Origin of the sequence: Anaerocolumna sp., from assembly GCF_032079385.1 — a bacterium.
In the GTDB taxonomy this organism is placed as follows: Bacteria; Bacillota; Clostridia; order Lachnospirales; family Lachnospiraceae; genus Anaerocolumna.
In genome coordinates, this window is the sequence record NZ_DAMAUC010000013.1 from 38484 (window position 1) to 64168 (window position 25685).

Annotated in this window: 26 protein-coding genes; 2 read left to right on the forward strand and 24 right to left on the reverse strand. The window is 37.0% G+C overall.

The genetic code is table 11. The features are described from left to right. Nucleotides 1-6 precede the first annotated feature (6 nt). From flgF to RT261_RS12110, 17 genes are all read right to left on the reverse strand, one after another. Complete coding sequence (gene flgF, locus RT261_RS12030; RefSeq protein WP_313132779.1) at nt 7-777, reverse strand: flagellar basal-body rod protein FlgF; 771 nt, start codon at nt 775-777, stop codon at nt 7-9. A 122-nt stretch (nt 778-899) separates the two neighbouring features. Continuing rightward, nucleotides 900-1889 carry a rod shape-determining protein gene (locus RT261_RS12035; RefSeq protein ID WP_091687704.1) on the reverse strand — a complete coding sequence of 330 codons (990 nt, stop codon included), beginning with the start codon at nt 1887-1889 and terminating at the stop codon, nt 900-902. A gap of 539 nt (nt 1890-2428) precedes the next feature. Further along, the gene (locus RT261_RS12040) at nt 2429-2572 is read right to left on the reverse strand and encodes a hypothetical protein (RefSeq protein ID WP_313132781.1); all 144 of its coding nucleotides are present in this window, start codon (nt 2570-2572) and stop codon (nt 2429-2431) included. Nucleotides 2573-2601: 29 nt separating this feature from the next. Then, complete coding sequence (locus RT261_RS12045; RefSeq protein ID WP_313132782.1) at nt 2602-3417, reverse strand: sigma-70 family RNA polymerase sigma factor; 816 nt, start codon at nt 3415-3417, stop codon at nt 2602-2604. Between the two features lie 154 nt (nt 3418-3571). Further along, complete coding sequence (locus RT261_RS12050; protein WP_313132785.1) at nt 3572-4126, reverse strand: HK97 gp10 family phage protein; 555 nt, start codon at nt 4124-4126, stop codon at nt 3572-3574. A 248-nt stretch (nt 4127-4374) separates the two neighbouring features. Beyond that, on the reverse strand, nt 4375-5214 hold the full coding sequence (locus RT261_RS12055) for an encapsulin (protein ID WP_313132787.1): 840 nt from the start codon (nt 5212-5214) through the stop codon (nt 4375-4377). Between the two features lie 13 nt (nt 5215-5227). Next, nucleotides 5228-5638, reverse strand: a complete 411-nt coding sequence (locus tag RT261_RS12060) for a DUF4355 domain-containing protein (protein ID WP_313132789.1) — start codon at nt 5636-5638, stop codon at nt 5228-5230. Nucleotides 5639-6240: 602 nt separating this feature from the next. Next, a complete protein-coding gene (locus tag RT261_RS12065; RefSeq protein WP_313132792.1) occupies nt 6241-6447 on the reverse strand; it encodes a hypothetical protein in 207 nt (68 codons plus the stop codon). Then, on the reverse strand, nt 6447-6608 hold the full coding sequence (locus tag RT261_RS12070) for a hypothetical protein (RefSeq protein WP_313132794.1): 162 nt from the start codon (nt 6606-6608) through the stop codon (nt 6447-6449). Before RT261_RS12070 ends, RT261_RS12065 begins: the two co-directional genes overlap by 1 nt. Continuing rightward, the gene (locus tag RT261_RS12075) at nt 6580-6957 is read right to left on the reverse strand and encodes a hypothetical protein (RefSeq protein ID WP_313132796.1); all 378 of its coding nucleotides are present in this window, start codon (nt 6955-6957) and stop codon (nt 6580-6582) included. Before RT261_RS12075 ends, RT261_RS12070 begins: the two co-directional genes overlap by 29 nt. A gap of 243 nt (nt 6958-7200) precedes the next feature. Next, complete coding sequence (locus RT261_RS12080; RefSeq protein WP_313132799.1) at nt 7201-7368, reverse strand: hypothetical protein; 168 nt, start codon at nt 7366-7368, stop codon at nt 7201-7203. 1 nt (nt 7369) lies between these two features. Continuing rightward, entirely contained in the window at nt 7370-7744 is a 375-nt protein-coding gene (locus tag RT261_RS12085; RefSeq protein WP_313132801.1) for a hypothetical protein, read from the reverse strand. Beyond that, nucleotides 7731-9317 (reverse strand): YfjI family protein, encoded by a 1587-nt coding sequence (locus tag RT261_RS12090; RefSeq protein ID WP_313132803.1) that lies wholly within the window; start codon nt 9315-9317, stop codon nt 7731-7733. The genes RT261_RS12085 and RT261_RS12090 overlap by 14 nt, the downstream gene beginning before the upstream one ends. Further along, a complete protein-coding gene (locus RT261_RS12095; protein ID WP_313132807.1) occupies nt 9263-9613 on the reverse strand; it encodes a hypothetical protein in 351 nt (116 codons plus the stop codon). Before RT261_RS12095 ends, RT261_RS12090 begins: the two co-directional genes overlap by 55 nt. Then, a complete protein-coding gene (locus RT261_RS12100; protein WP_313132810.1) occupies nt 9614-9832 on the reverse strand; it encodes a helix-turn-helix domain-containing protein in 219 nt (72 codons plus the stop codon). Between the two features lie 3 nt (nt 9833-9835). Next, complete coding sequence (locus RT261_RS12105; RefSeq protein ID WP_313132812.1) at nt 9836-10003, reverse strand: hypothetical protein; 168 nt, start codon at nt 10001-10003, stop codon at nt 9836-9838. 117 nt (nt 10004-10120) lie between these two features. Then, nucleotides 10121-10318, reverse strand: a complete 198-nt coding sequence (locus tag RT261_RS12110) for a helix-turn-helix domain-containing protein (protein WP_313132816.1) — start codon at nt 10316-10318, stop codon at nt 10121-10123. Nucleotides 10319-10467: 149 nt separating this feature from the next. Between RT261_RS12110 and RT261_RS12115 the strand changes: the two genes are divergently transcribed. Beyond that, nucleotides 10468-10788, forward strand: a complete 321-nt coding sequence (locus tag RT261_RS12115; protein WP_313132818.1) for a helix-turn-helix domain-containing protein — start codon at nt 10468-10470, stop codon at nt 10786-10788. 167 nt (nt 10789-10955) lie between these two features. After that, the gene (locus RT261_RS12120; protein ID WP_313132821.1) at nt 10956-12011 is read left to right on the forward strand and encodes a site-specific integrase; all 1056 of its coding nucleotides are present in this window, start codon (nt 10956-10958) and stop codon (nt 12009-12011) included. Between the two features lie 63 nt (nt 12012-12074). Here the strand turns inward: RT261_RS12120 and tuf are convergent, their stop codons facing one another. The 7 genes from tuf to rplL form a co-directional block, all read right to left on the reverse strand. Continuing rightward, complete coding sequence (gene tuf / locus RT261_RS12125; protein ID WP_313132823.1) at nt 12075-13268, reverse strand: elongation factor Tu; 1194 nt, start codon at nt 13266-13268, stop codon at nt 12075-12077. Between the two features lie 206 nt (nt 13269-13474). Continuing rightward, the gene (gene fusA, locus RT261_RS12130) at nt 13475-15595 is read right to left on the reverse strand and encodes an elongation factor G (RefSeq protein WP_313132826.1); all 2121 of its coding nucleotides are present in this window, start codon (nt 15593-15595) and stop codon (nt 13475-13477) included. A gap of 236 nt (nt 15596-15831) precedes the next feature. Beyond that, nucleotides 15832-16302 carry a 30S ribosomal protein S7 gene (rpsG, locus tag RT261_RS12135; RefSeq protein ID WP_139221532.1) on the reverse strand — a complete coding sequence of 157 codons (471 nt, stop codon included), beginning with the start codon at nt 16300-16302 and terminating at the stop codon, nt 15832-15834. Between the two features lie 241 nt (nt 16303-16543). Further along, on the reverse strand, nt 16544-16966 hold the full coding sequence (gene rpsL, locus RT261_RS12140) for a 30S ribosomal protein S12 (RefSeq protein ID WP_313132829.1): 423 nt from the start codon (nt 16964-16966) through the stop codon (nt 16544-16546). 278 nt (nt 16967-17244) lie between these two features. Beyond that, nucleotides 17245-21036 carry a DNA-directed RNA polymerase subunit beta' gene (gene rpoC, locus RT261_RS12145; protein WP_313132901.1) on the reverse strand — a complete coding sequence of 1264 codons (3792 nt, stop codon included), beginning with the start codon at nt 21034-21036 and terminating at the stop codon, nt 17245-17247. 124 nt (nt 21037-21160) lie between these two features. Continuing rightward, a complete protein-coding gene (gene rpoB, locus RT261_RS12150; RefSeq protein WP_313132831.1) occupies nt 21161-25006 on the reverse strand; it encodes a DNA-directed RNA polymerase subunit beta in 3846 nt (1281 codons plus the stop codon). A gap of 307 nt (nt 25007-25313) precedes the next feature. Further along, on the reverse strand, nt 25314-25682 hold the full coding sequence (gene rplL / locus RT261_RS12155; RefSeq protein ID WP_313132833.1) for a 50S ribosomal protein L7/L12: 369 nt from the start codon (nt 25680-25682) through the stop codon (nt 25314-25316). Nucleotides 25683-25685: the final 3 nt, after the last annotated feature.

Here is a 25685-nt window from a genome sequence, read left to right on the forward strand (position 1 = left end):
TTATTATCATACCTTACCTACAGAAGCTGCCTGCTCTAAAGTATTGTCCACGGTTTGAATTACTTTTTGGTTTGCTTCATAAGCTCTTGTAATAGCAATCATATCAACCATTTCAGCTACAACATTTACATTGGATTGTTCTGTAAATCCCTGGTGTACAGATGCCTCAGAAGGTATCTGGGTTCCTCCCTCTACCAAACTGTACATATTTTCACCATATTTCTTAAGGTAATTATAATCTTCAAAATCAGTAATTAATATTTTATCTACAAGTACACCATCTGCAAATACAGAGCCGTCTGTATCGATAACAATGTCCGATGCATCAACCGGAACTGAAATGTTACCGCCTTCACCTATCAGTTTGTTACCGTTCATATCAACAATATTTCCTTCATGGGTCATGGTAAATGAACCATCACGAGTGTAAAAAGTTTGTTCATTACCATTCTTATCGGCTACGGATACCTGAAAGAATCCTTTCCCTTCCAAAGCCACATCAAAGGTATTACTGGTTTCTCTTAAGGAACCTTGTCCAAAATCCGTATATACCTCTCCTAATTTTACACCCAATTTCATCTTACCGATTGGTCTTTCATGAAATAATTCAGATGCATCCTTTATTTTAATAGTTAGAACGTCATCAAATGACTGCGAGGTAACATTGTCTTGTTTGTATCCTACTGTAGCAGCGTTGGCTAGGTTATTCGATATAATATCTAAACGCTTCTGTTCATTTGCCATTCCGGTCCATGCAGTATATAATCCTCTTACCATATGTTCTCCCTTTCCATGGTTATGCTTTCGTAATAAAATAACTTAATATATATATCGTACAAAATGAAATTTTTATTAATATTTTTATGATTTTATCTCTTTGGCTTTTTATATCTTTTAATTTAGTCTCTTTTTCCGCTTAAGAATTCTACAAATTTACCGGTTCCAATGGCAACTGCTGTCATAGGATCTTCTGCTGTCATAGTTGTAATTCCAGTCTTTTCTTCAATTAATTCTTCCAAACCATATAATAAACATCCGCCGCCTGTTAGCACAATACCTCTGTCAGCAATATCTGCAGCTAATTCAGGTGGAGTCTTTTCTAATACACTATGAACAGCTTCTACAATTTGAGAAGTAGTTTCTCTTAATGCTTCTTCTGTCTCATCGGAAGAAACAGTAATTGTTTTAGGTAAACCGGTAACCAGATTACGGCCTCTGACATCCATTGTCACTGTCTCTGGTCTTTTGTAAGCAGAACCGATTTTAATCTTAATATCTTCTGCCGTTCTCTCACCGATTAATAAGTTATGTTTCTTACGCATATATCTGACAATGGCTTCATCAAAATCATCACCAGCTATCTTAATAGAAGTACTTACTACAGTACCACCTAAAGAAATAACCGCTATGTCAGAAGTACCGCCGCCTATATCAACAATCATATTACCGCATGGCCTGGATATATCGATACCCGCTCCAATGGCAGCTGCAATTGGTTCTTCAATAATTGCAACTTCTCTTGCACCAGCCTGATAGGTAGCATCTTCTACTGCCTTCTTCTCAACTTCTGTTACACCACTTGGAACGCAAACGCTGATTCTAGGCTTACGGAAACGTTGCTTACCTACCGCTTTTTGAATAAAGTACTTAAGCATCTTTTCTGTCACTGTATAATCAGAAATAACACCCTGTCTTAAAGGTCTTACCGCAACAATATTACCAGGTGTTCTACCAAGCATTAATCTTGCTTCCTCACCAATTGCTTTTATTTTATTGGTATCCCTGTCAAATGCAACAACAGAAGGTTCTTTCAAAACAACCCCTTTGCCCTTCATATAAACTAAAACACTTGCGGTACCTAAATCAATTCCTATATCACTGCCTAGCATATTATAGTTCTCCTTTCAATTCTTGTGATACCCGTTTTCTTCTTCTGGTATAAATATATAACTAGCTTGTCTATCGGATTTATCAATTTTATTTTTATCTGCTATTCTTTTCCTGATGTTTAAATATAATTGGCCATATTTATTAATTGGACTCTGTTACACAAAATTCTTTTCCCGTTTTTGTCTTCTTTTCTATTTTTTCCAATACCATACCATTTAAACATACTCTATATCATTATATACATATTTTTGGAATAATTCAAAGGAAATTTTTATATTTTAGAAGAAAACTGTCAAATTTAAGTTTTCCGTTAGAAATAAGGAAATATCTAGCTGCAGAGGCTAAGAACATTCAAAAAAATCCCCTGCAAAAGCAGGGGATTTTATATTTATCAGTTATCAGATTGTATTATCCAACGATAGTAGCAACTTTACTAAACAGAGTTTCTTCCTTATTATAAATGCTTGTTTTATCAGCTTTCTTTATATATTTTATTCGTATTATTTAATGAAAAAACGCTTTTAAAAAGTTTTTAGTATCAAAGTAGTATCAAAGCCAATACTTCCCCCACCGTATAAGTCAGTCTGTCACCCCAGGGTCTGGGCTTCTTCCTTGTCCTGTCTGCCCTCCTAATGGCTTCATATGCTGTTTTATCTATGTAATGTTCATGATTTCTTTTCAATAGCTATAATCTCCTTTCTGTGTGTGTTTTCATGCTGTCAGATAACCCTCAAACATTCTCTTAGTCTTGCTGTTACATCTTAACCGCCTTAGTGCCCGGACTTCGTATTGTCTAACCATTTCCCGAGTAATACCCATCCGTTTACTTGTCTCATCCAATGAAAGCCTGTCTATAAAGCGATAACGTAGTACTGTTACCATTTTATCATGCTTAAGCACCTCGCTTACTCTGTCCCATAATTCAGATTCAAGTTGTTCCTGGGCAACCTTTTCTATTACATCACTTTCTATATCAATATCACTTGCCAAAGTATCACCCACAGTTATATCATCTTTTTCAGTACCAGGGAAAGTAACATCCAGGCTTTTTACTTTATCCTGGAACATGAAACGCTGCAGCTTCTCTATACCCCCTTCAGATATATGTAACCACATGGCATATTCCTGAATGGATGGCAGCCGGTTGAAGTTCTGCAGGTAATAAGCTGATACCTGGTTATACCGGTAAATCTTCTCCTGGGTATGCACCGGTACCCGGACTACCCGACCACAGTTATCAAGGAATCGTTTTACAGCCTGTTTAATACAAACCATAGCATAAGACATGAATAAGATTCCCTGGCCGGAATCATAGCTCTCTGCAGCCTTAACCAGTCCAAAATAAGCTTCATGCATTAATTCATCCGCTTCTATGATTGGAGTACTGTTATAGTCAGCCTGGCAGGCATAGCGGAATACTTTTATAGTAGAATAGATAAGCCCTTGATTCTGCAAGTAAAGCTTTCCCATGTTTTCAGTTGGATCCATACCCTCTTGTATTAATTGTACCAATTCTTCATTACTCATGTTATCAACTCCCATTAATGCCCGTTCTGATGTCAGAACACTTATTTACCTTTTTGTTTCGCTGGCGAAACTGGCTACTGGCGCCGGCGCCACTAAACTTAACTATTGTCTTGCTAAGAGTAAACACAAATCTGTGTTGCGACGTCAGAACGGTCTAACCCAAATGTTCTTTAAGAAAAGCTTTTAGTCTCCTTTCAATAATTGCAGGCCCTTGAGATTCCATTTCTTCTTCAGTAATCTTTACCATGAATTTTCCGTCAACCCATCCTATACTATCCTTTAAATAGATTCTATGTCCTGTTTCAACCCAAGAGGCATAGTTGACGGGGTTAGTAATTTCAATCTCATATGTATCTCCAACTTTTTTTACTTTTAATAAATCCGTATGTTCTTTAATTTTATCTTTACCGTCCCCGGTTCCAGTGGCCGCCTCACTCTCTTTAGATGAAGTCCATCCTCGCCTTAAAGTCCCACCCTGTTTACCTGTATGGGGCGTAAACGATACCTCTTTTCCGTCCTTAGTGGTGAATTGCACAGGCTTATCATATACTCCTACCGGTGTTCGCTCAATTAAATTAGCCAGTGATCTGGCAGCCAATTCTTTTACCATCTGCTCGTTAAACCGTTGCATATCTTCTTCCTGAAGCTGTTTAAGCTGCTTTTCAAACTCCTTCAGACCGGATACGTCAAACTTTAATCTTGTAGCCATAATTATCTCCTTTTCGATTTTTTATTGTTATTAATGAGGATACTATACCGTCTGCCTTTCACGCACTCAATACAGCCCTGCTAATCTATCGGATACCTAAAAAGGCTCCCTGGACATACCAGATGGAAGCCATATAGGAACATTAAATTAATCTGCTTCCAGTGCTGCATTCACCAAGGCAAGCATTTCCTCTAAACACTCTTTGGCAGCCCCTCGCAAGCTGACAGTGAGCCAGGAGGGGCATATTATTATTCTTTAGTTTGGTAGTAAATGGCCTTTACTTTGTTATCAAGAATGAAAGCGTCATAGTTGATACGACCTTCTACCAATGAACCACTAATACCCGGTGGGTCCTGATGTATTTTATAATCCTCTAACTTAGTGGGTGCTACCGTTGCTACTGGATGGGCAAGCATGAAACCGAAATCTTCCGGAAGTCTTGGCGCTGGTACTTTAATTACTACCGCACCGTCAATCATGGCAATAACACCCTTAAGCCTTAAATCATTGCCGATATCCGTTTCCATAACAATATCCTTGGATTTCTTCATCAAGACATATGTATCCGGTGTAACCACCAGTACACGCTCTGTTTCTGGTACGTCTGCATTGTCGAGAGTGTTATTAGCCTTTACGATTTCATCATAGATATTGTCAGCTGTTAATGCTATGACAGCAGGCTTTGTGCCTGCCTTATCGCACATCACACCATAAACACGGGTATCCACTTCAGGAATAACTACTTCCCTTAACTGTCTAGCCAGGGCGGAAGCTGCTGCTACCTGTTGAGCGGTTTCGTCTGTATCCAACTTATCAATAGCGAATGTGAAGGAGCGGTCTTTTGTGAGTGTAAACTCTTCCGTTGTCGCATCCAGTCCCTGCACTGTACCATATCGGGATCCGGTTACTCCTGTGCCGGTACCGGAACGGTCATAATCATTCATATCTGCGGTACCTACCTTATACACCTTGATAGTATGAGCACCGTTAAAATCATAGTTCTGATTGGTTAGCAAGCTTTTCTTGCTCTCCTTTGTGAATAGTTCGTCTACGCTTTGTTTAAACTGTGTTACTAATTGTATAGCCATATATTAATTACCTCTACAGCCCGAATGCCTTTCGAATATTGTTATCCAGAGACGGTGAGCTACCATTTTGTGCTGAATAGGAAACTCCATTACGTACAGGTTCTCTTCCCTGAACTATAGGCGGGGCATCTTTCTTTAATTGTTTTTCTATGATACTGATTGAATTGTTTAAAGAATCCTCGTTACTGTAGTTCAGCGCTTCGAGTATTTCAAGCGGTAATCCCTTTTCCGTTAGCAGCTCCTTAGCCTTAAGATTCAGTTCCCTTTTATTGAGTTCCTGCTCTCTTAAGGTGACGGCTTGTTCAAGCTTCGTCTTTTCCTTTGCTAACCTCTCACCAACGATCTTATTAACTTCATCCTGGGTGAAGGTCTTTACCTCTTGTGATTGCCCCTCTGTAGGGTTTGTGTTCTGTTCATTATCCATTTAATTTCCCTTTCTGTTTAACGTCCTCGGTGGACTGATTTAGGCATTTTAGGATCATACCCAGGAGCCTAACCCCTATCTATGGAGTGGAGAAGGAAAGAATAAATAAAAAAGACGCAAGAACAACCGGAGTATATCTCCAATCATTCCCACGTCTCTTAAATAAGACTTCCAATGTTGCAAGTCATTGGGGTACTTAAGTATTTATTTATTCTAATTGTATTATAACATATAGAATAATAATTGCAATATTTTCTTACTTAATATCAAGCTTTACAGATTAACAAAGGTTAACATCTCACCTTAACAATTCTTAACATTCAACCTTAGCATTTCTTAGCACATGCCTTAGGGTTTCTTGGGGGTGCAACGTTCCGAAAAAAGTATGCAACGTTCCGAACGTTTTGTGTGCAACGTTCGCATACAAATACAGCGTACAACATTAGCATTTACAATGAATTATCAGGTATTCGAGTTTGTTTCGTTTGTTTTGTAAATGTTGCGTATCATCTATTCGTCGTTTTGAAAAATTAAAGGTCGGTCTATCATTTGCAATGACAAACTAACCCTTTAATTTATTCTTTGAACTCTATGTAAGACTATTATTTATCTTCAACTATTGTAGCAACTCCATTTACCCGAACTATTAATTCACCTTTTGAAATTACAACTTCTGCATCTGTCATTGCCTTTAAAAAAGTGTATACTCTTCTCCAATACACAACGTTATCTTCATCAGATGCACAATTAGAAAGAGATGTAATAATAGCTTCTGAAAGCTTCCTATACTGTTTTGCCGATGTTTCCATTATGCTTGTCCCCCTTTGGAATTGGTTTTAATATATACTCTATCATATCTGCCTTTCTTTTCGCTGGCCTTATGCCATTCCTTTATGATTGGATCCAGGAGAGTAAGTACTGTCTTAAGCTCTGTGTCCGTTTCATAAGATACCTTGATTATAATGCTCATAAAGACACCTTCTTTCTTCTGGCTCTTTAAACTCTTTCTTATACTGCTTTTTTATTCTTTCCGGATTATTCAATTCTTTCTTAAGCCTAATTTGTATAACCTTTTCCAATAGATCAATTTCTTCCGGAAAGCGGGATTTTATTTTTGTCTTAAGCCTCTCTCTTTTGTCACAATCTGCAGTTAAATATGATGCTGCTAACATATTGTATATTTCATAATTTTCATGATCTGAATTAAGTATAACCTGATCATCTGCAGGATCATAAAACATTGATAAAGTTTTTAAATCGCCTAGTCTTTCTATGTATGGCAGCTGTGCCATTTCTTTAATTGTTAATGCTTTTATCATACAATTTTCTCCTTCTACTTGCGCCGGAGCTCCACCAATGATAATATTATAGGTGTAACCGGCTTATTAGCCTAGCTGTTGACGGGTTACTTTGCCTTTACTGGTGGTGGTGCACTGGTAAGGGCATTTTTATTATAATGATTCACTATTAACTCCTTTCATTTTCTTAATATTACTTTCTTATAATCTCAAAGGTTAAGTCAATAGATTAATTAACTTTTTTGTTCTTTAAGCTCAATATCCCTATTCCTCATGAATAGAAGCTACGACATTTAGGAATGCCCTATTCTTAAATGTACCGGTTACATTCTCAATGCTATCATTCAAACGTACTAATTCATAATTGGTATCCTCAATAGCCTTACATATTTTTGATAATTCTTCTATTAAACACTGTGTTGAGTGATCCATATTATTTTACCTCTTCCTTATATTGGCTTGTCTCAAATAGTCCCACAAAATTAGAAACTGTATCTGCGATTTCAAAGTAATTTTCATTGCATATTAATCCTCTGACATTTCCATCTGCACATAAGCCCAAATAATATACAGTATCTTCACCGACAATGTCCCCATTTTTACCAAATGCAGCATACAAGGTTTTCACACATGGAATCACCTGAATTATAAAGTTTTCACCAGATAAAAAGTTCAAATATGAATCGGGGACTTTTTCACTGGTTCCGTCTTTATACTTTATTACAACCTTCCTGTCAGTTGTTTGATAAAACTCCTTAATAATATCTTTGTTAATATGACTGCCGTTTATATATTCAAATTGTGCCATTAAGTTTAACTCCTTCCTTTTGCCCTTCATACTCTGGATTCATTTCAATGACTTCCGTAGGTCTGCCACCAGTTGTATTATTCTTGTAAATTCGAATATATCCATGTTTCACAAGCTCGTCCAACCCTGGCTGCATATCTTCCACTTTTTTAAATCTCCCATCGCATAGGCGAAATAATTCCCTTTTAGTAATGCTTTTGTCCCTTTTGTCCCTTTTGTCGATACGTTTAAGAATATACTTTGCATCCTTAGTCTCTTTGGGATCTGCTAGTCCTGCTATCCTGAAAGATGCAATCGCATGATTAAGAAAGTATCTTCCGACTTTTATAGCTTCTTTCATTGTTTGTCCTTCTAATTTAGTAGTTGGCGACTTCACAATATATTTAATGCAATGGAGTATTCCAGCGATGCGCATTACCTGTCCATGAAACTTACCAGCCCAATCCTCAATCTTTTCAAAATCATCCAGCAGTTTCCTCTCTATCTCATTGGCAAATTCTTCACTTAAAGTGTCAGCTTCGCTACTGAACTTAATTTCCCTTTGTTCAAATTTCCAATCTCTTATAGAAAGTAGTTCATTTATAAGATTATCATATGATTTTCTTATCTCTGGATTTATAGGTTGAGAATTATACTTCCTGTTTCCTATTCTTGAAGCTGGTAAAGAATACAGAAATCTAGCAAGTAATCCCCTCTCTCTGAACTCCTTATTTTGCATAGCTTCATCTACAACGACAGGCTGAGTCATGATTAGCAGTGTAAGCAATGGATTGCTCAAACTTTCACCTTTCCTACCGATTCTATCAGATGTATATGGTTCACCTGAATATGCTTTAAGAACAATATCGATATTTGGTTGATTATTATATCTTCCAGCCAACATACCAAATATCCCACCCTCAGCAGTTACTATGGAAATACGCTCATCATTTTCTTTCATTACCCTTACAAGAGCTTCAGTTGTAATATCATCTACTATAATTCTCAAGGGTAATACCTCCTCCAATTCTTCAAGTTCCTTTTGAGTATCTAATATATCTTGCATTGATACCCCTTTTTTATTTTTCACAACAGATTCCTTTAAGTGAGCTACTTTCTTAGATAAAACATCCCGTTTTATACTATATTCACATATTTCAGATTGTTTTTTCTCATTAATAGTATTCACGTAATTATAGACAGGTCTTGCCACTTCTTTCATTACCGGGGTTTTCCTCTCTGATGGCCTGGCAACAATTAATATGTACAGGTTTAATGGTTCCTGCCAGTCTGCTTTGGGCTGTACCTTAAATTCACCCTGTATGCATAAAGCTGTAATCCCTAAAATAGTTACTGCTACCATATCAATAGATACTTGTAACGATTCTGCTACCGCTTTTGTATATTCCTGAATAGTTGGAGGTAATGTATCTAAAGGAAACTCCATTAATTGATTTACATTAGGTGGGACAAAAGGGTCAAAAGGGACAAAACCAGATTTATTGATCGATACAACTATCCCTCTCTTATTTAGTTCACTTACAACATCCGGATCAAGTCCTCGCTGGTCAAATTCTGCAAGCTTTCTTTCCACTTTTCCACCGCCTTTCCCTGCTGTTCTTTTTGAAATTTCTCAAATTCCCTATCACACTCCTTTATATACCATCTGGCAACCTTTTTTATGACTTTATCATCTTCGGCTTTCCATTTGGCAAGCCATTTATTATAATCTTCTATAACATCCTTCCGGCCTATACCAATTAATTTGGCAACTACGGCAGGAATAAATAATTCATCACATACGCTATACGCGTACACCTTCTTGAAGAACTCCTCATTAAATACCGTAATTTCATTGATTTCCTGATAAAATGATTGCTTGTCCGGCACCTAATCACCTGCCATATTAAGTTGCTTATTTACTTCTGATTCATCACAATAAAACTTTTCATTAAAATATTTCTTGGGTGTTTTTCCCATAACCACAATAAAACCTTGCGACTTAAGCTCATTATTAAGTTGTCTTATAATCTGATAGGCCTTGGAAGAACTAACCCCTAATAATGCTTGTACATCTTCTACAGTATAATAATTAATTGCTTTAGCCATTCTCTACACTCCTTCCCTTTGCTCCAACATTAGATCATGTAATAACTGTCTATTACATTCGTTTATAATCTCTTCATGTCTTTTCATGAATTCAGGACTATTTACACCCAGCTTTTGTTCTTCTTTAGTGACTAACTTGTCCATCATCTGAATGCATTCTTGCATACTCATATAATAATTTCCTTTCTGAAAACATCATGCACCTAATTCAATATTATTTGTCAATAGCTTTTTCATAATTTCTTAACTTATTTTGGTAAGCTATTTCCCTGTTGCGCAGCGCAACAGTTAATCTTCAATTAGATCTTCCGTTTTACATTTAAGTGCTCTTGCTAATTTACCGATTGTTTTAGGCATTGGCTCTTGTGTACCCTTTCTAATTCTTGATAACGTAGTTATATTGACACCTGATAGCTTGGATAATTCATTGACTGATAGACACGCGTTAGCCAGCGCTAAATCAAGATTTTTAATATTGAGTTTCATTTTATCACCTCACTTTTTTACTCATATTGAGTATTTATAACTTCATATTATACTCGTTTCGCGTAATTGTCAAGTGCTTTTTTACTCGTTTTGAATAATATTATTGACTTTTACGCAGTTTGTGTTATTCTAAAAGCGAGGTGAAAAATATGCTATGTGAAAACCTTAAGAAATTAAGAGAAGAACGGGGATTAACGAAAAAACAGATGTCCGACTTAATTGGTATTCCATATACAACATATGTGGGATATGAAACACTTGTTAGAGAGCCTAAAAAGGAACAAGTTGATAAGATTGCTGAAGCTTTAAATGTACCATCAGCCTATATATTGGGCTTAACTGATGCAAGATCATACACAGGTTGGGATGGAATTGAAGTTACAACCCATGAAATAGATATGATTCTTGCATTTCGTAAAGCTGATGAAGTGGACAAACGTGCAATTGAACGCATCCTTAAAATTCAGTAAATCCCGAACAAAAAAACACCCCACAGGTACGCCAATACCTGTAGGGTAAAACACCTCAACACAAAGAAGAAAGTGTCTCGCAAAACAATTATATCACTTCTTTCTCTGTGTATCAATTAATTAATTGAACCATAAAACTGGTGTTCTAAAAGGAGATTGATATAAAAATGCCAACTTATAAAGACGAAGAAAAAAAGACCTGGTACTGTAAATTCTATTACAAGGACTGGACCGGTCAGAATAAGCAAAAGTTAAAGCGAGGATTTAAAAGAGAAAAGGACGCAAAGGAATGGGAAAGAGATTTTTTAAGTAAGCATCAAGCTGATCAGACTATGACATTTCAAACATTGGTTACTTTATACTTTGAAGATATGTCAACCAGACTGCGTAAAACGTCTATAGATTCAAAAAGGAATGTAATAGATAATAAGATACTCCCTTTCTTCAAAGACAAGCCTATAAATGAAATTAAGCCTACTGACATTCGTAAATGGCAGAATGATATACTAGAACAAGATTATTCCCCAACCTATCAAAGGAAAATAAACAATACTCTGACTATTCTACTAAACTTTGCAGTAAGATATTATGGGTTAAAAGAAAACCCTTGTAAGAAAGCCGGTAGCATCGGAAAAACTAAAGCAGAAGCATTTGACTTTTGGACTAAAGAAGAGTTTAAAACATTTATAGACTGCATAAGCAACCCTTCTGGTTATGCTGCATTAAATACATTATATTGGACTGGGATAAGAGTAGGCGAATTATTCGCTATTACACCATCAGACATTGACTTTGATAACAAGGTATTAACTATTAATAAATCATTGCAAAGAATCGGTGGAAAAGACATTGTAACCGCTCCCAAAACACCTAAAAGTAATCGTATTATTACCATACCCGACTTTCTGAATGACATATTGAAAAATTATTTAGATATGTTATATGACATTAACCCTTCTGATAGGATATTCCCGTTTACAAAATCATTTCTATATAACGAAATCAAAAGAGGTAGTAAAGCTTCCGGAATAAGAATAATTAAAATCCATGAACTAAGACACTCCCATGCATCACTCTTAATCGAACTCGGATTCTCACCACTTCTCATAGCTGAACGATTAGGCCATGAGAAAGTAGAAACAACTCTTAACACATATTCTCATTTATACCCCAGTAAACACGAAGAAGTAGCCAGTAAATTGAATGAATTAGTATCAAAATAGTATCACCGCAAAATAAAGAAAACCCCAAACCCTTATAAATAAAGGCTTGGGGTAATTTTTTAATTACTCAATGATAGTAGCAACTTTACCTGAACCAACTGTTCTACCACCTTCACGAATAGCGAAGCCTAAACCTTGCTCCATAGCGATTGGATGGATTAATTCGATAGACATTTCGATGTTATCACCAGGCATGCACATTTCTACGCCTTCTGGAAGATTACAAACACCAGTTACGTCAGTTGTTCTGAAATAGAACTGTGGTCTATAGTTGTTGAAGAAAGGAGTATGACGTCCACCTTCATCTTTTGTTAATACGTAAACTTGAGCTGTAAATTTCTTGTAGCATTTGATTGTACCTGGTTTACAAAGAACCTGTCCTCTTTCGATTTCTGTTCTTTGAACACCACGAAGAAGAGCACCAATGTTATCACCAGCTTGAGCTTCATCAAGAAGCTTTCTGAACATTTCAATACCAGTTACAACAACTTTACGAGTTTCTTCTTTAATACCAACGATTTCAACTTCTTCAGATACATGAAGAACACCACGCTCAACACGTCCTGTAGCAACTGTACCACGTCCAGTAATAGAGAATACGTCTTCTACTGGCATTAAGAAAGGTTTGTCTGTTGCTCTTTGAGGATCTGGAATCCAAGTATCGATAGCATCAAATAATTCAAGAATCTTATCTCCCCATTGGCTTGTAGGATCTTCAAGAGCTTTAAGAGCTGATCCTTGGATGATTGGAGTATCATCGCCTGGGAATTCATATTCGTTTAATAATTCTCTGATTTCCATTTCTACTAATTCAAGAAGTTCTGGGTCATCAACCATATCACATTTGTTCATGAATACTACGATATAAGGAACACCAACCTGGCGGGATAATAAGATATGCTCTTTTGTCTGAGCCATAACACCATCAGTAGCAGCAACTACAAGGATAGCGCCGTCCATCTGAGCAGCACCAGTGATCATGTTCTTAACGTAGTCAGCATGTCCTGGGCAGTCAACGTGTGCGTAGTGTCTAGCTTTTGATTCATACTCAACGTGAGAAGTAGAGATTGTTATACCTCTAGCCTTTTCTTCCGGAGCCTTGTCAATCTTATCAAATGCTACTGCTTCACCAGTACCTAATCTTTCGTGAAGAGTCTTAGTGATTGCAGCTGTTAATGTAGTTTTACCATGGTCAACGTGACCAATGGTTCCGATATTACAATGTGGTTTAGATCTTTCGAACTTAGCTTTAGCCATTTTATAAAGTCCTCCTTTAAAATAAATGCTTTTTCATGTGCACTTCGCACAGCCCGTAAGGAATTCCCCGTAAGGGAAGCCTGCAAGGGATTAATTTTATATTTTCTTATAAGCTTAATTATATTTCAATCTAGAAATTTTTTCAAGCTAAAATAACAAAACAAATCGTTTTTACATATAATACAAATTAAGCCGAATATAATAGATTATTTCTTACCTTTATCTGCAAGAACTTTCTCTTGTACATTCTTTGGTACTGGCTCATAACTTGAGAAGAACATGGAATAACCACCACGGCCTTGAGTCTTAGAACGAAGTGTTGTAGCGTATCCAAACATTTCAGATAATGGAACGAATCCTCTGATTAATTTAACACCGTTAATATCTTCTGTTCCTTCGATACGTCCACGACGTGAACTCATATCACCGATTACGTCACCCATATAATCTTCTGGTACAGTAACTTCAACTCTCATGATAGGCTCAAGTAAAATTGCTCCTGCTTTATGCATAGCATCCTTAAATGCCATAGAACCGGCAATCTTAAATGCCATTTCATTAGAGTCAACTTCATGGTAAGAACCATCGTATACAGTTGCTTTAATACCAAGTACTGGGTATCCACCAAGAATACCTGCTTTAGAAGCTTCTTCGATACCTTCACCAACAGCTGGGATGTATTCCTTAGGAATAGCACCACCTACAACAGATGAGGTAAATTCGAATACCTTCTCAGCGTTAGCATCCATAGGCTCAAATCTAACTTTACAGTGTCCGTATTGTCCACGTCCACCGGATTGTTTAGCATATTTACTATCAACTTCAACGCTCTTAGTAAATGTTTCTTTGTAAGCAACCTGAGGTGCACCTACATTAGCTTCTACCTTAAACTCACGAAGAAGTCTGTCTACAATGATTTCAAGGTGAAGTTCACCCATACCGGAAATAATTGTTTGACCTGTTTCTTCATTTGTATGAGTTCTGAAAGTAGGATCTTCTTCTGCAAGTTTCGCAAGTGCTTCACCCATTTTATCCTGACCAGCTTTTGTCTTAGGCTCAATAGCTACGTCAATAACTGGTTCTGGGAATTCCATGGATTCAAGGATAACCGGAGCTTTTTCATCACAGATTGTGTCACCGGTTGTAGTGAACTTAAATCCAACTGCTGCTGCGATATCACCTGAGTATACTTTATCAAGATCTTCTCTCTTGTTAGCATGCATCTGAAGGATACGGCTAACACGTTCTTTCTTGCCTTTTGTTGAGTTAAGTACGTAAGAACCTGAATTAACTGTTCCTGAATAAACTCTAAAGAATGCAAGTTTACCAACGAAAGGATCTGTCATAATCTTGAATGCCAATGCTGAAAATGGAGCTTCATCAGATGATTCTCTGCTTGTTTCATTACCTTCCTCATCCATACCTTTGATATCTGGGATATCTGTAGGTGCTGGCATATATTCAATAACAGCATCCAATAATTTTTGAACACCTTTATTCTTATACGCAGAACCGCAAAGTACAGGAATAATTGAAACATTAATAGTAGCTTTTCTTAAAGCAGTTTTTAATTCTTCTATAGTTGGTTCTTCACCTTCTAAGAATTTTTCGATTAAATCATCATCTGTTTCACAGATGGCTTCAATCATGGCTGCTCTATATTCTTCAGCTTCTTCTTTCATATCATCTGGTACGTCTTTTATTTCAATGTCTGTACCCTTATCATCTAAATAATAATAAGCTTTCATTTCAAACAAGTCTACAAGACCAACGAATGTATCTTCTTTACCAATAGGTAATTGAAGAGCTACCGGGTTCTTGTCTAATCTTGTTCTAATCATATCAATAGCATTGAAATAATCAGCACCGGTTACGTCCATTTTATTAATAAATGCGATTCTAGGTACGCTATATTTATCAGCCTGACGCCATACAGTCTCTGATTGTGGTTCTACACCACCCTTAGCACTAAATACACCTACAGCACCATCTAGTACACGTAAGGAACGTTCAACTTCTACTGTAAAGTCAACGTGTCCCGGAGTGTCGATAATGTTAATACGATGTTCCAAAGCACCAGGAATCTTTTTATGCTCAAATTCCTGAGTCCAGTGACATGTAGTTGCGGCTGAAGTAATTGTGATACCTCTTTCCTGTTCCTGCTCCATCCAGTCCATGGTAGCAGTACCTTCATGAGTATCACCGATTTTGTAGTTAACACCGGTATAGAATAAGATACGCTCACTAAGTGTTGTCTTACCCGCATCAATATGAGCCATAATACCGATGTTTCTAGTTCTGTCTAACGGATATTCTCTTCCAGCCAAGGAAATTCCTCCTTAAATTCTAGTGGTTCATATAAAATCTTTCAGTCGTATGATGATTTTACACTATATTAATATTTACATCGTAAAAAGATATTTATAACATAATGCCATATTACTACCAGTTATATAGTATTGCTTTTCAACGTAAAATTATTTACCGGCCGTAATATCCAAATGCTAATTATTCAGAATACTATATTATCACTTTTATTTGTAATAATATATAAAACAATTAATTACCATCTATAATGTGCAAATGCCTTATTAGCATCAGCCATCTTATGCATATCTTCTTTCTTCTTAACAGCAGAACCTGTATTGTTTGCTGCATCCATAAGCTCATTAGCTAATCTTTCTTCCATGGTCTTTTCTCCTCTTTTACGAGAATATAAAGTTAACCAACGAAGAGCTAATGCTTGTCTTCTATCAGGTCTAACTTCGATAGGCACCTGATATGTTGCACCACCGATACGTCTAGCTTTTACTTCAAGTACTGGCATAATGTTGTTCATAGCTTCTTCGAAAACTTCGATTGCTTCCTTGCCAGTTTTTTCTGCTACTTTTTCAAAAGCTCCGTATACGATTTTTTGTGCAGTTCCTCTTTTACCATCCAACATAATGTTATTAATTAGCTTAGTAACAATTTTGCTGTTATAAATTGGATCTGCTAATACATCTCTTTTTTGTATATGTCCTTTACGTGGCACGTTGCTTCCCTCCTTAATATTTCTTATTGATTTACAATAAGTTTTTCTTAGATCCTCGGTACTCACATACTCCCCATAGGGGAATCCTGTGTTCATGCACAGTTTAACTCTATCTTCAAATCTATACCGTATATTCTGAAAACATGTTTCTTATTTCGGTGATAAAATGCAACCCATAGGGATTTATCAAATCTGAATTTAAAAATTAACCCGGCACTTAATGATTAGTGAAGAATCTTTATTATTTCTTTGCTTCTTTAGGCTTCTTAGCTCCGTATTTGGAACGAGCCTGTCTTCTCTTAGCAACACCTGCTGTATCAAGTGTACCTCTGATGATGTGATAACGAGTACCTGGTAAGTCCTTTACTCTACCACCTCTGATCAGAACAACACTATGCTCCTGAAGGTTATGTCCTTCACCTGGGATATAGCTTGTTACTTCGATACCGTTGGAAAGACGTACTCTGGCAATTTTTCTAAGAGCTGAGTTAGGCTTCTTAGGAGTAGCTGTTCTAACTGCTGTACACACACCTCTTTTTTGTGGTGATGAAGTATCAGTAGATCTCTTGTTTAAGGAGTTGAATCCTTTTTGAAGAGCTGGAGAGTTAGATTTCTTTTCAATAGTCTTTCTTCCTTTTCTTACTAATTGGTTAAATGTAGGCATTAATTTTCACCTCCTGATGATTATTGATTGTTTGGGTTGCCCACTGTCATAGGTTTCCTGCATGCAAATTTGCACACAAAAATTTATCGCAATATAAAATCGCGCTTAATGATTATACTTTAAATTATTTTTATTGTCAAGGGATTTATCGAAAATTAGCAATTTAGAAATGTTAATTTTAGTAAAGTCTTTAAAAATTTTAAAGTATAGAGTTTCTGGGCACAAATTCAGTCTTGTTGAATTTGCACCCAGAATGATATATTGTTTATTGCAATTAACTATTTATCTGTAGAGTCATCGTCAAAATCTTCATCTAAGAAGCCTTCGTCTATTTCATCTTTATCAGATAAGTCTTCTTCTCCGAAATCTCCATCTTCAAAATCTTCTTCTAGTAATTCTGCATCGTCATTATCAAAATCATCTGCTTCCACACCATCTACTTCATCCATGGTAGATTCTGAATAATGATAATTATCAAAATTATCCTCTTCCAAATCTTCTGAAATCATGATTTCTTCTTCCATATCAGAATCCAGTTTTACAGAACGGTATCTCTTCATACCTGTTCCTGCAGGAATTAGCTTACCAATAATAACATTTTCCTTCAGACCAATTAATGGATCTACTTTACCGTTAATGGCAGCTTCTGTAAGAACCTTCGTTGTCTCCTGGAAAGAGGCAGCGGATAAGAAAGAGTTGGTAGCTAAAGAGGCCTTTGTAATACCAAGCATTACCTGCTTACCTTCAGCAAGCTCTAATTCTTCAGATTCCAATTGTTCATTCACATCTTCGAATTCTAATGCATCTACTAATTTACCCGGTAAGAATTCAGAATCACCGCTGTTCTCAATGCGGACTTTCTTTAGCATCTGACGTACGATCACTTCAATATGCTTATCATTGATTTCAACACCTTGTAAACGGTAAACTCTCTGAACTTCCTGAATCATATAATCCTGAACAGCGCGAACACCTTTAATCTTAAGGATATCATGAGGATTTACACTACCTTCTGTTAGTTCATCACCAGCTTCTAAAACATCACCATCGGAAACTTTGATTCTGGAACCGTAAGGAATTAAATATGCCTTAGCTTCTCCGGTTTCATCGTTGGTTACAATAACTTCTCTCTTCTTCTTGGTATCTTTAATAGTAACCGTACCGCCAAATTCAGCAATAATTGCAAGACCCTTTGGCTTTCTGGCTTCAAAAAGTTCTTCGACACGAGGAAGACCTTGTGTAATATCATCACCGGCAACACCACCTGTATGGAATGTACGCATGGTCAACTGTGTACCCGGTTCACCAATTGACTGAGCAGCGATAATACCAACTGCTTCACCTACTTGAACCGCTTCACCGGTTGCCATGTTAGCACCATAGCATTTTGCACAAACACCAATGTGTGATTTACAGCCAAGAATAGTACGAATCTTAACTTTTGCTGCGTGACCTGCTTCTGCAATTTTACTGGTAGCAACAATTCTTGCAGCTCTTCTAGGTGTAATCATGTGATTTTCTTTCACGATAATTTCACCATTATCATCATAAATAGTTTCACAAGAATATCTTCCTGTAATTCTATCTTCCAAACTTTCAATTACTTCTTTACCGTCAGTAAATGCTTTTACCCACATACCTGGAATCTCTTTGCCTTCGCAGCAATCTACTTCACGAATAATTAAATCCTGAGAAACGTCAACCAAACGACGTGTCAGGTATCCGGAATCGGCTGTACGAAGAGCAGTATCGGAAAGACCCTTTCTTGCACCATGGGCAGAAATAAAGTATTCCAAAACGTCAAGTCCTTCACGGAAGTTTGATTTAATAGGCAACTCGATAGTACGTCCGGTTGTATCCGCCATAAGTCCACGCATACCTGCAAGCTGTTTAATCTGTTTGTCGGAACCACGGGCACCGGAGTCAGCCATCATGAATATATTATTATATTTATCTAGACCGGTTAAAAGAGCTTCTGTAATTTCATCATCGGCTTCTTTCCAAGTCTCTATAACTGCTTTGTATCTTTCTTCTTCTGTCATCAAACCACGACGGAAGTTCTTAGAGATTTCTTCAACCGTATCTTCTGCATCTGCAATAATAGTTTTCTTTGCTTCTGGAACTGTCATATCAGAAATGGAAACGGTCATAGCAGCTCTTGTAGAATATTTATAACCCAGGGATTTAATTGCATCCAAAGTTTCGGCAGTTGTTGTTGCACCATGGGTATTGATACATTTTTCAAGAATCTTCTTTAACTGTTTCTTACCAACATGGAAATCAACTTCAAGAGCTAAGAAATTCTCCGGATTGGATCTGTCTACAAATCCTAAGTCCTGGCTAAGCATTTCATTGAAAATAAATCTTCCTAAAGTGGATTCAATCACTTTGCTTTCTTCTACGCCCTGACTATTAATACCGGTTCTTCTTACTTTAATTTTGGCATGTAAAGTAATTGCATTATTCTCATATGCAAGAATAGCTTCATTTATACTCTTAAAGCAGTGACCTTCGCCTAAGTCTCCCGGTTTTTCTAAAGTCAGATAATAAATACCAAGTACCATATCCTGTGAAGGTACTGCAACCGGACCACCATCGGATGGTTTTAGCAAGTTATTAGGTGATAATAGTAAGAATCTGCATTCTGCCTGAGCTTCAACAGACAATGGTAAATGCACCGCCATCTGGTCACCATCGAAATCGGCATTGAAAGCTGTACATACCAATGGATGAAGTTTAATTGCCTTACCTTCTACAAGTACGGGTTCGAAAGCCTGAATACCTAATCTATGAAGTGTCGGGGCACGGTTTAACATAACCGGATGTTCTCTGATTACTTCTTCTAATACGTCCCAAACTTCCGATTGAAGTCTTTCTACCATCTTCTTAGCAGATTTTATATTATGGGCAGTTCCCCTGGAAACCAATTCTTTCATTACGAAAGGCTTAAACAATTCGATTGCCATTTCCTTTGGAAGTCCGCACTGATAAATCTTTAATTCCGGTCCTACTACGATAACGGAACGTCCGGAGTAGTCAACACGCTTACCAAGTAAGTTCTGACGGAAACGTCCCTGCTTACCCTTTAACATATCAGATAAAGATTTCAGAGCACGATTACCAGGACCTGTAACCGGTCTTCCTCTTCTACCATTATCAATTAAAGCATCTACTGCTTCTTGTAACATTCTCTTTTCATTACGTACAATAATATCCGGTGCACCTAATTCTAAAAGTCTCTTTAAACGATTATTACGGTTTATAATTCTTCTGTAAAGATCATTCATATCAGAGGTTGCAAAACGTCCACCATCTAATTGTACCATTGGTCTAAGATCAGGAGGGATAACTGGAACCACGGTAAGAATCATCCAGTCCGGTCTGTTTCCTGACTCTCTGAAAGCTTCTACTACTTCCAGTCTTTTAATAATTCTTGCTCTTTTTTGTCCGGTGGAACCTTTTAATTCTTTCTTTAGTGCAACAGCTTCTGTTTCAAGATCGATTGCTTCTAACAGTTCTTTAATAGCTTCCGCACCCATTCCCACTCTAAACTTATTACCATACTTCTCATAAGCTTCTCTATATTCTTTTTCATTTAAAACTTGTTTATATTGTAAGTCTGTATTACCTTTTTCTAAAACAATATAAGATGCAAAATATAGTACCTTTTCCAATGTTCTAGGAGAGAGATCCAGGATAAGACCCATTCTACTGGGAATTCCTTTAAAATACCATATATGTGATACTGGTGCAGCAAGTTCAATGTGTCCCATTCTTTCTCTACGAACACTGGCTTTGGTTACTTCAACGCCACAACGGTCACATACTACGCCCTTATATCTAATCTTTTTATATTTACCACAATGACATTCCCAGTCTTTGCTTGGTCCAAATATCTTTTCACAGAACAAACCGTCTTTTTCAGGTTTTAGGGTTCTGTAGTTTATTGTCTCCGGTTTCTTAACTTCGCCTCTTGACCATTCTCTGATCTTTTCAGGAGAAGCTAATCCAATTTTTATCGCATCATATGTGATTTCCTGAGAACTTTCGTTATTCACTACTTCTGGCATCATCTGGCACTTCCTTTCATAGTACGGACACTGCTTCATCCGTTCAATATTAACATAAAAAATGTCATAACTCTTAATGGAATTGAGGAGAAAAAAATCTTTCCCCAATTCCATCAGTCACTTTTTATACTTCGAATTCTTCGTCATCCACTTCATTTAATTCAACTTCAGCTTCTACTTCCTCTTCTTCAAAGGCATCAAAGAAACTGTCTTCTTCCGCAGTAGTTTCTCTGTATCCCGCTTCGTTATAATCCTCGTCATATCTGAAGTTGTTGTCTCCTTCAATTAGTGGTGTTAAGTCTCCATCGCCATAATCAATGTTTTCTGTCATCTTAACTTCTTGACCATTTTCGTCTAATACTATTACATCAAGTGCCAATGACTGTAATTCTTTTAGAAGCACCTTAAAGGATTCCGGTATACCAGGCTTTGAAATATTTTCACCTTTAATAATAGCTTCATAAGTCTTAACACGTCCTGTTACATCATCAGATTTTACAGTTAAAATTTCTTGTAACGTATAAGCTGCACCATATGCCTCCAGTGCCCAAACTTCCATCTCACCGAATCTCTGTCCACCGAATTGTGCTTTACCGCCAAGAGGCTGTTGAGTAACTAAGGAGTACGGTCCTGTTGAACGGGCATGGATCTTGTCATCTACCAGATGGTGAAGTTTTAGGTAGTGCATGAAACCAACAGTAACGGAGCCGTCAAAATATTCTCCGGTTCTTCCGTCACGAAGTCTTACTTTACCATCACGGTTAATAGGAACACCTGTCCATTGTGATTTTGCTTCTTCTTTGTTTCTATCTAAATATTCCAATATGTCAGAATCTAATATATCTTTATATTTTCCTACAAAAGACTCCCAATCTGTATTTACATAATCATTGGCAACTTCCAATGTATCCATGATATCGAACTCATTTGCTCCATCGAATACCGGTGTGGCTACATTAAAGCCAAGTACTTTAGCAGCAAGGCTTAAATGAATCTCAAGCACCTGTCCAATGTTCATACGTGATGGTACGCCTAGTGGGTTTAATACAATATCAAGAGGTCTTCCATTTGGTAAGAAAGGCATATCTTCTACAGGTAATACACGGGAAACAACACCCTTATTACCATGACGACCAGCCATCTTATCACCAACCTGGATTTTTCTCTTCTGAGCAATGTATACACGAACAGTTTGGTTAACACCAGGTGATAACTCGTCTCCGTTTTCTCTTGTAAACACTTTGGCATCTACAATAATACCATATTCACCATGAGGCACCCTCAGGGAAGTATCTCTTACTTCTCTTGCCTTTTCACCAAAGATTGCACGAAGAAGTCTCTCTTCTGCTGTAAGCTCTGTTTCTCCCTTAGGAGTTACTTTACCTACAAGAATATCTCCGGCACGAACCTCAGCACCAATTCTTATGATACCTCTTTCATCCAAATCTTTTAATGCGTCATCACCAACGCCCGGAACGTCTCTTGTGATTTCTTCCGGTCCTAATTTAGTGTCTCTTGCTTCTGCTTCGTATTCTTCAATATGAACAGAAGTGTACACATCTTCCTGAACCAGTCTTTCACTTAAAAGAACAGCATCCTCGTAGTTGTAGCCTTCCCAGGTCATAAATCCAATTAGTGGATTCTTACCTAATGCTAACTCACCTTGAGAAGTGGAAGGACCATCTGCAATTACCTGACCGGCGTCAATTTTGTCACCTTTATTAACAATAGGTCTTTGGTTGATACAAGTACCCTGATTACTTCTTGCAAACTTAACAAGCTTATATGGAGTCTTTGTTCCATCATCGTTCTTGATAATAATTTCTTTAGCTGCTGCTTTTTCAACAACACCGGATTTCTTAGCAACAACGCATACACCGGAGTCAACTGCTGATTTTGCTTCCATACCGGTTCCTACTGCAGGTGCCTCAGTAATTAACAAAGGAACTGCCTGACGCTGCATGTTAGAACCCATCAGGGCACGGTTAGCATCGTCATTTTCAAGGAACGGAATCATTGCTGTAGCAACAGAGAATACCATCTTAGGAGAAACGTCCATGTAATCCACTTTGGATTTTTCGAATTGAGAAGTTTCCTCTCTAAAACGTCCGGATACGTTACTGCTTATAAAATAACCATTATCATCCAATGGTTCATTGGCTTGTGCCACAATATATTTATCTTCTTCATCTGCTGTCATGTAAAGAACTTCGTCTATAACCCTAGGATTTTTAGGATCAGATTTATCTACTTTTCTATATGGTGCTTCAATAAATCCGTACTCATTAATTCTTGCATAACAAGCTAAGGAGTTAATTAAACCGATGTTAGGACCTTCCGGAGTTTCAATCGGACACATTCTGCCATAGTGAGAATAGTGAACGTCACGAACCTCGAATCCGGCTCTATCTCTGGACAAACCACCAGGGCCTAAGGCGGACAAACGTCTCTTATGTGTTAATTCACCTAAAGGATTATGTTGATCCATAAACTGTGACAGCTGGGAACTACCAAAGAATTCCTTTACTGCAGCAGTAACAGGTTTAATATTAATTAAAGATTGAGGGCTGATGCCTTCTAAATCTTGTGTTGTCATTCTTTCTCTAACTACACGTTCCATTCTGGAAAGACCGATTCTATACTGGTTTTGTAATAATTCTCCAACCGCTCTAATTCTTCTGTTTCCTAAATGGTCAATGTCGTCTGCCGCACCAATACCATACTCCAGATGAATATTATAGTTAATGGATGCAAATATATCATCTTTGGTTATATGCTTGGGAATTAAATCGGCTATGTTCTTTCTAATTGCTTCTTTTCTATCGTCTAAGTTCTTAAATTCTTCCAAAATGCCTTTTAAAACTGGGTAGTAAACTTCTTCTGTTACTCCCAATTCTTCTTTATCCACATCCAGATAACAGTTTATATCAACCATTAAGTTAGAAAGAATTTTAACGTTACGTTCTTCTGCCTGAACTACAACGGAGGGAACTGCTGCGTTTTGAATTAAAACTGCAAGTTCCTCTGTAACCACCGTTCCTGCTTCTGCAAGAATTTCTCCGGTTTCTCTATTAATAACATCTTCTGCAAGAGTAACACCAAGTATACGGTTTTTCAAAGCTAGCTTTTTATTGAATTTAAATCTTCCCACTTTAGCAAGATCGTATCTTCTTGGATCAAAAAACATACTATTTATTAATGATTCTGCACTTTCAACAGAAAGCGGTTCACCCGGACGCAATTTTTTATACAACTCAAGTAAACCATCCTGATAATTATCCGATGGATCCTTTGCGATACTTGCTATAATTTTAGGTTCTTCACCAAAAATTTCCTGTATCTCAACATTACTTCCAATGCCTAATGCACGAATAAGAACAGTAATAGGAACTTTTCTATTCCTGTCTACACGTACATAAAATACATCATTGGAATCTGTTTCATACTCTAACCATGCTCCTCTATTTGGAATAACCGTTGAGGAAAATAGTTTCTTACCAATCTTATCATGTCCAATAGCATAGTAGATACCGGGGGAACGTACTAATTGGCTTACGATAACTCTCTCGGCTCCGTTAATAACGAAAGTTCCTGTTTCAGTCATTAATGGTAAATCGCCCATAAAAATATCGTGTTCATTGATTTCATCGTTCTCTTTGTTGTGAAGTCTGACCTTTACTTTAAGAGGAGCTGCAAAAGTTGCATCTCTTTCCTTACATTCCTCAATTGAATATTTTACATCATCTTCACACAGCACGAAATCCACAAACTCTAAGCTTAAATGCCCACTATAATCTTCAATTGGAGAAATATCCTCAAAGACTTCTTTTAGACCTTCGTCAAGAAACCATTGATATGAATCTTTCTGAACTTCAATAAGATTTGGCATTTCTAATACTTCTTTTTGCCTCGAGTAGCTCATTCTAACGCCGTTACCAACTTTGATTGGACGTATCCTGTTTTTATCCATTGACGTTTTCACCCCTTGATGTTTTATTAATATTCATAAATATTACCAAAATAATGGGTAAAAAAACCTATTTTCGAAATATTCTTGAATAATTTTAATGAAAATACTTTTCAACTTAGTTTTTATGTGCTATAATATATACACTTAGGCATACCACAGCACAATAGTGCACTTTTCATGCTATCACAAATTTTTCATTGTGTCAACAAAAATTTGTTGACTTTTTTTATTTTTTATTGTCTTTTGAATTAATAAGCAAAAATCCCACAACATTGTTGTGGGATTCTTAGTATAAAGTAAACTTTTATTATTTAAGTGTAACTTTAGCGCCTTCTGCTTCAAGCTTAGTTTTAATCTCTTCAGCTTCTTCTTTAGATGCAGCTTCTTTAAGTACCTTAGGTGCTCCATCAACAACGTCTTTAGCTTCTTTTAAGCCTAAGCCAGTTACTTCACGAACAACTTTGATAACTTTAACTTTGTTTGCTCCAACTTCTGTTAATTCAACATCAAATTCTGTTTTTTCTTCAGCTGCTGCTGCTCCGCCTGCTGCTGGTCCTGCTACAACAACACCTGCTGCTGCAGATACACCAAATTCTTCTTCACATGCTTTTACTAAATCATTTAATTCTAATACTGTCATGCCTTTAATAGCATCAATAAATTCTTGAGTTGTCATTAT

What these genes read in the sequence shown, in the direction of transcription:
- flgF (WP_313132779.1), bottom strand. Translation starts at nt 777, where the DNA reads ATGGTAAGAGGATTATATACTGCATGGACCGGAATGGCAAATGAACAG.
- RT261_RS12035 (WP_091687704.1), bottom strand. Translation starts at nt 1,889, where the DNA reads ATGCTAGGCAGTGATATAGGAATTGATTTAGGTACCGCAAGTGTTTTA.
- RT261_RS12045 (WP_313132782.1), bottom strand. Translation starts at nt 3,417, where the DNA reads ATGAGTAATGAAGAATTGGTACAATTAATACAAGAGGGTATGGATCCA.
- RT261_RS12050 (WP_313132785.1), bottom strand. Translation starts at nt 4,126, where the DNA reads ATGGCTACAAGATTAAAGTTTGACGTATCCGGTCTGAAGGAGTTTGAA.
- RT261_RS12055 (WP_313132787.1), bottom strand. Translation starts at nt 5,214, where the DNA reads ATGGCTATACAATTAGTAACACAGTTTAAACAAAGCGTAGACGAACTA.
- RT261_RS12060 (WP_313132789.1), bottom strand. Translation starts at nt 5,638, where the DNA reads ATGGATAATGAACAGAACACAAACCCTACAGAGGGGCAATCACAAGAG.
- RT261_RS12065 (WP_313132792.1), bottom strand. Translation starts at nt 6,447, where the DNA reads ATGGAAACATCGGCAAAACAGTATAGGAAGCTTTCAGAAGCTATTATT.
- RT261_RS12070 (WP_313132794.1), bottom strand. Translation starts at nt 6,608, where the DNA reads ATGAGCATTATAATCAAGGTATCTTATGAAACGGACACAGAGCTTAAG.
- RT261_RS12075 (WP_313132796.1), bottom strand. Translation starts at nt 6,957, where the DNA reads ATGATAAAAGCATTAACAATTAAAGAAATGGCACAGCTGCCATACATA.
- RT261_RS12080 (WP_313132799.1), bottom strand. Translation starts at nt 7,368, where the DNA reads ATGGATCACTCAACACAGTGTTTAATAGAAGAATTATCAAAAATATGT.
- RT261_RS12085 (WP_313132801.1), bottom strand. Translation starts at nt 7,744, where the DNA reads ATGGCACAATTTGAATATATAAACGGCAGTCATATTAACAAAGATATT.
- RT261_RS12100 (WP_313132810.1), bottom strand. Translation starts at nt 9,832, where the DNA reads ATGGCTAAAGCAATTAATTATTATACTGTAGAAGATGTACAAGCATTA.
- RT261_RS12105 (WP_313132812.1), bottom strand. Translation starts at nt 10,003, where the DNA reads ATGAGTATGCAAGAATGCATTCAGATGATGGACAAGTTAGTCACTAAA.
- RT261_RS12110 (WP_313132816.1), bottom strand. Translation starts at nt 10,318, where the DNA reads ATGAAACTCAATATTAAAAATCTTGATTTAGCGCTGGCTAACGCGTGT.
- RT261_RS12115 (WP_313132818.1), top strand. Translation starts at nt 10,468, where the DNA reads ATGCTATGTGAAAACCTTAAGAAATTAAGAGAAGAACGGGGATTAACG.
- RT261_RS12120 (WP_313132821.1), top strand. Translation starts at nt 10,956, where the DNA reads ATGCCAACTTATAAAGACGAAGAAAAAAAGACCTGGTACTGTAAATTC.
- tuf (WP_313132823.1), bottom strand. Translation starts at nt 13,268, where the DNA reads ATGGCTAAAGCTAAGTTCGAAAGATCTAAACCACATTGTAATATCGGA.
- rpsL (WP_313132829.1), bottom strand. Translation starts at nt 16,966, where the DNA reads ATGCCTACATTTAACCAATTAGTAAGAAAAGGAAGAAAGACTATTGAA.
- rpoC (WP_313132901.1), bottom strand. Translation starts at nt 21,036, where the DNA reads ATGCCAGAAGTAGTGAATAACGAAAGTTCTCAGGAAATCACATATGAT.
- rpoB (WP_313132831.1), bottom strand. Translation starts at nt 25,006, where the DNA reads ATGGATAAAAACAGGATACGTCCAATCAAAGTTGGTAACGGCGTTAGA.
- rplL (WP_313132833.1), bottom strand. Translation starts at nt 25,682, where the DNA reads ATGACAACTCAAGAATTTATTGATGCTATTAAAGGCATGACAGTATTA.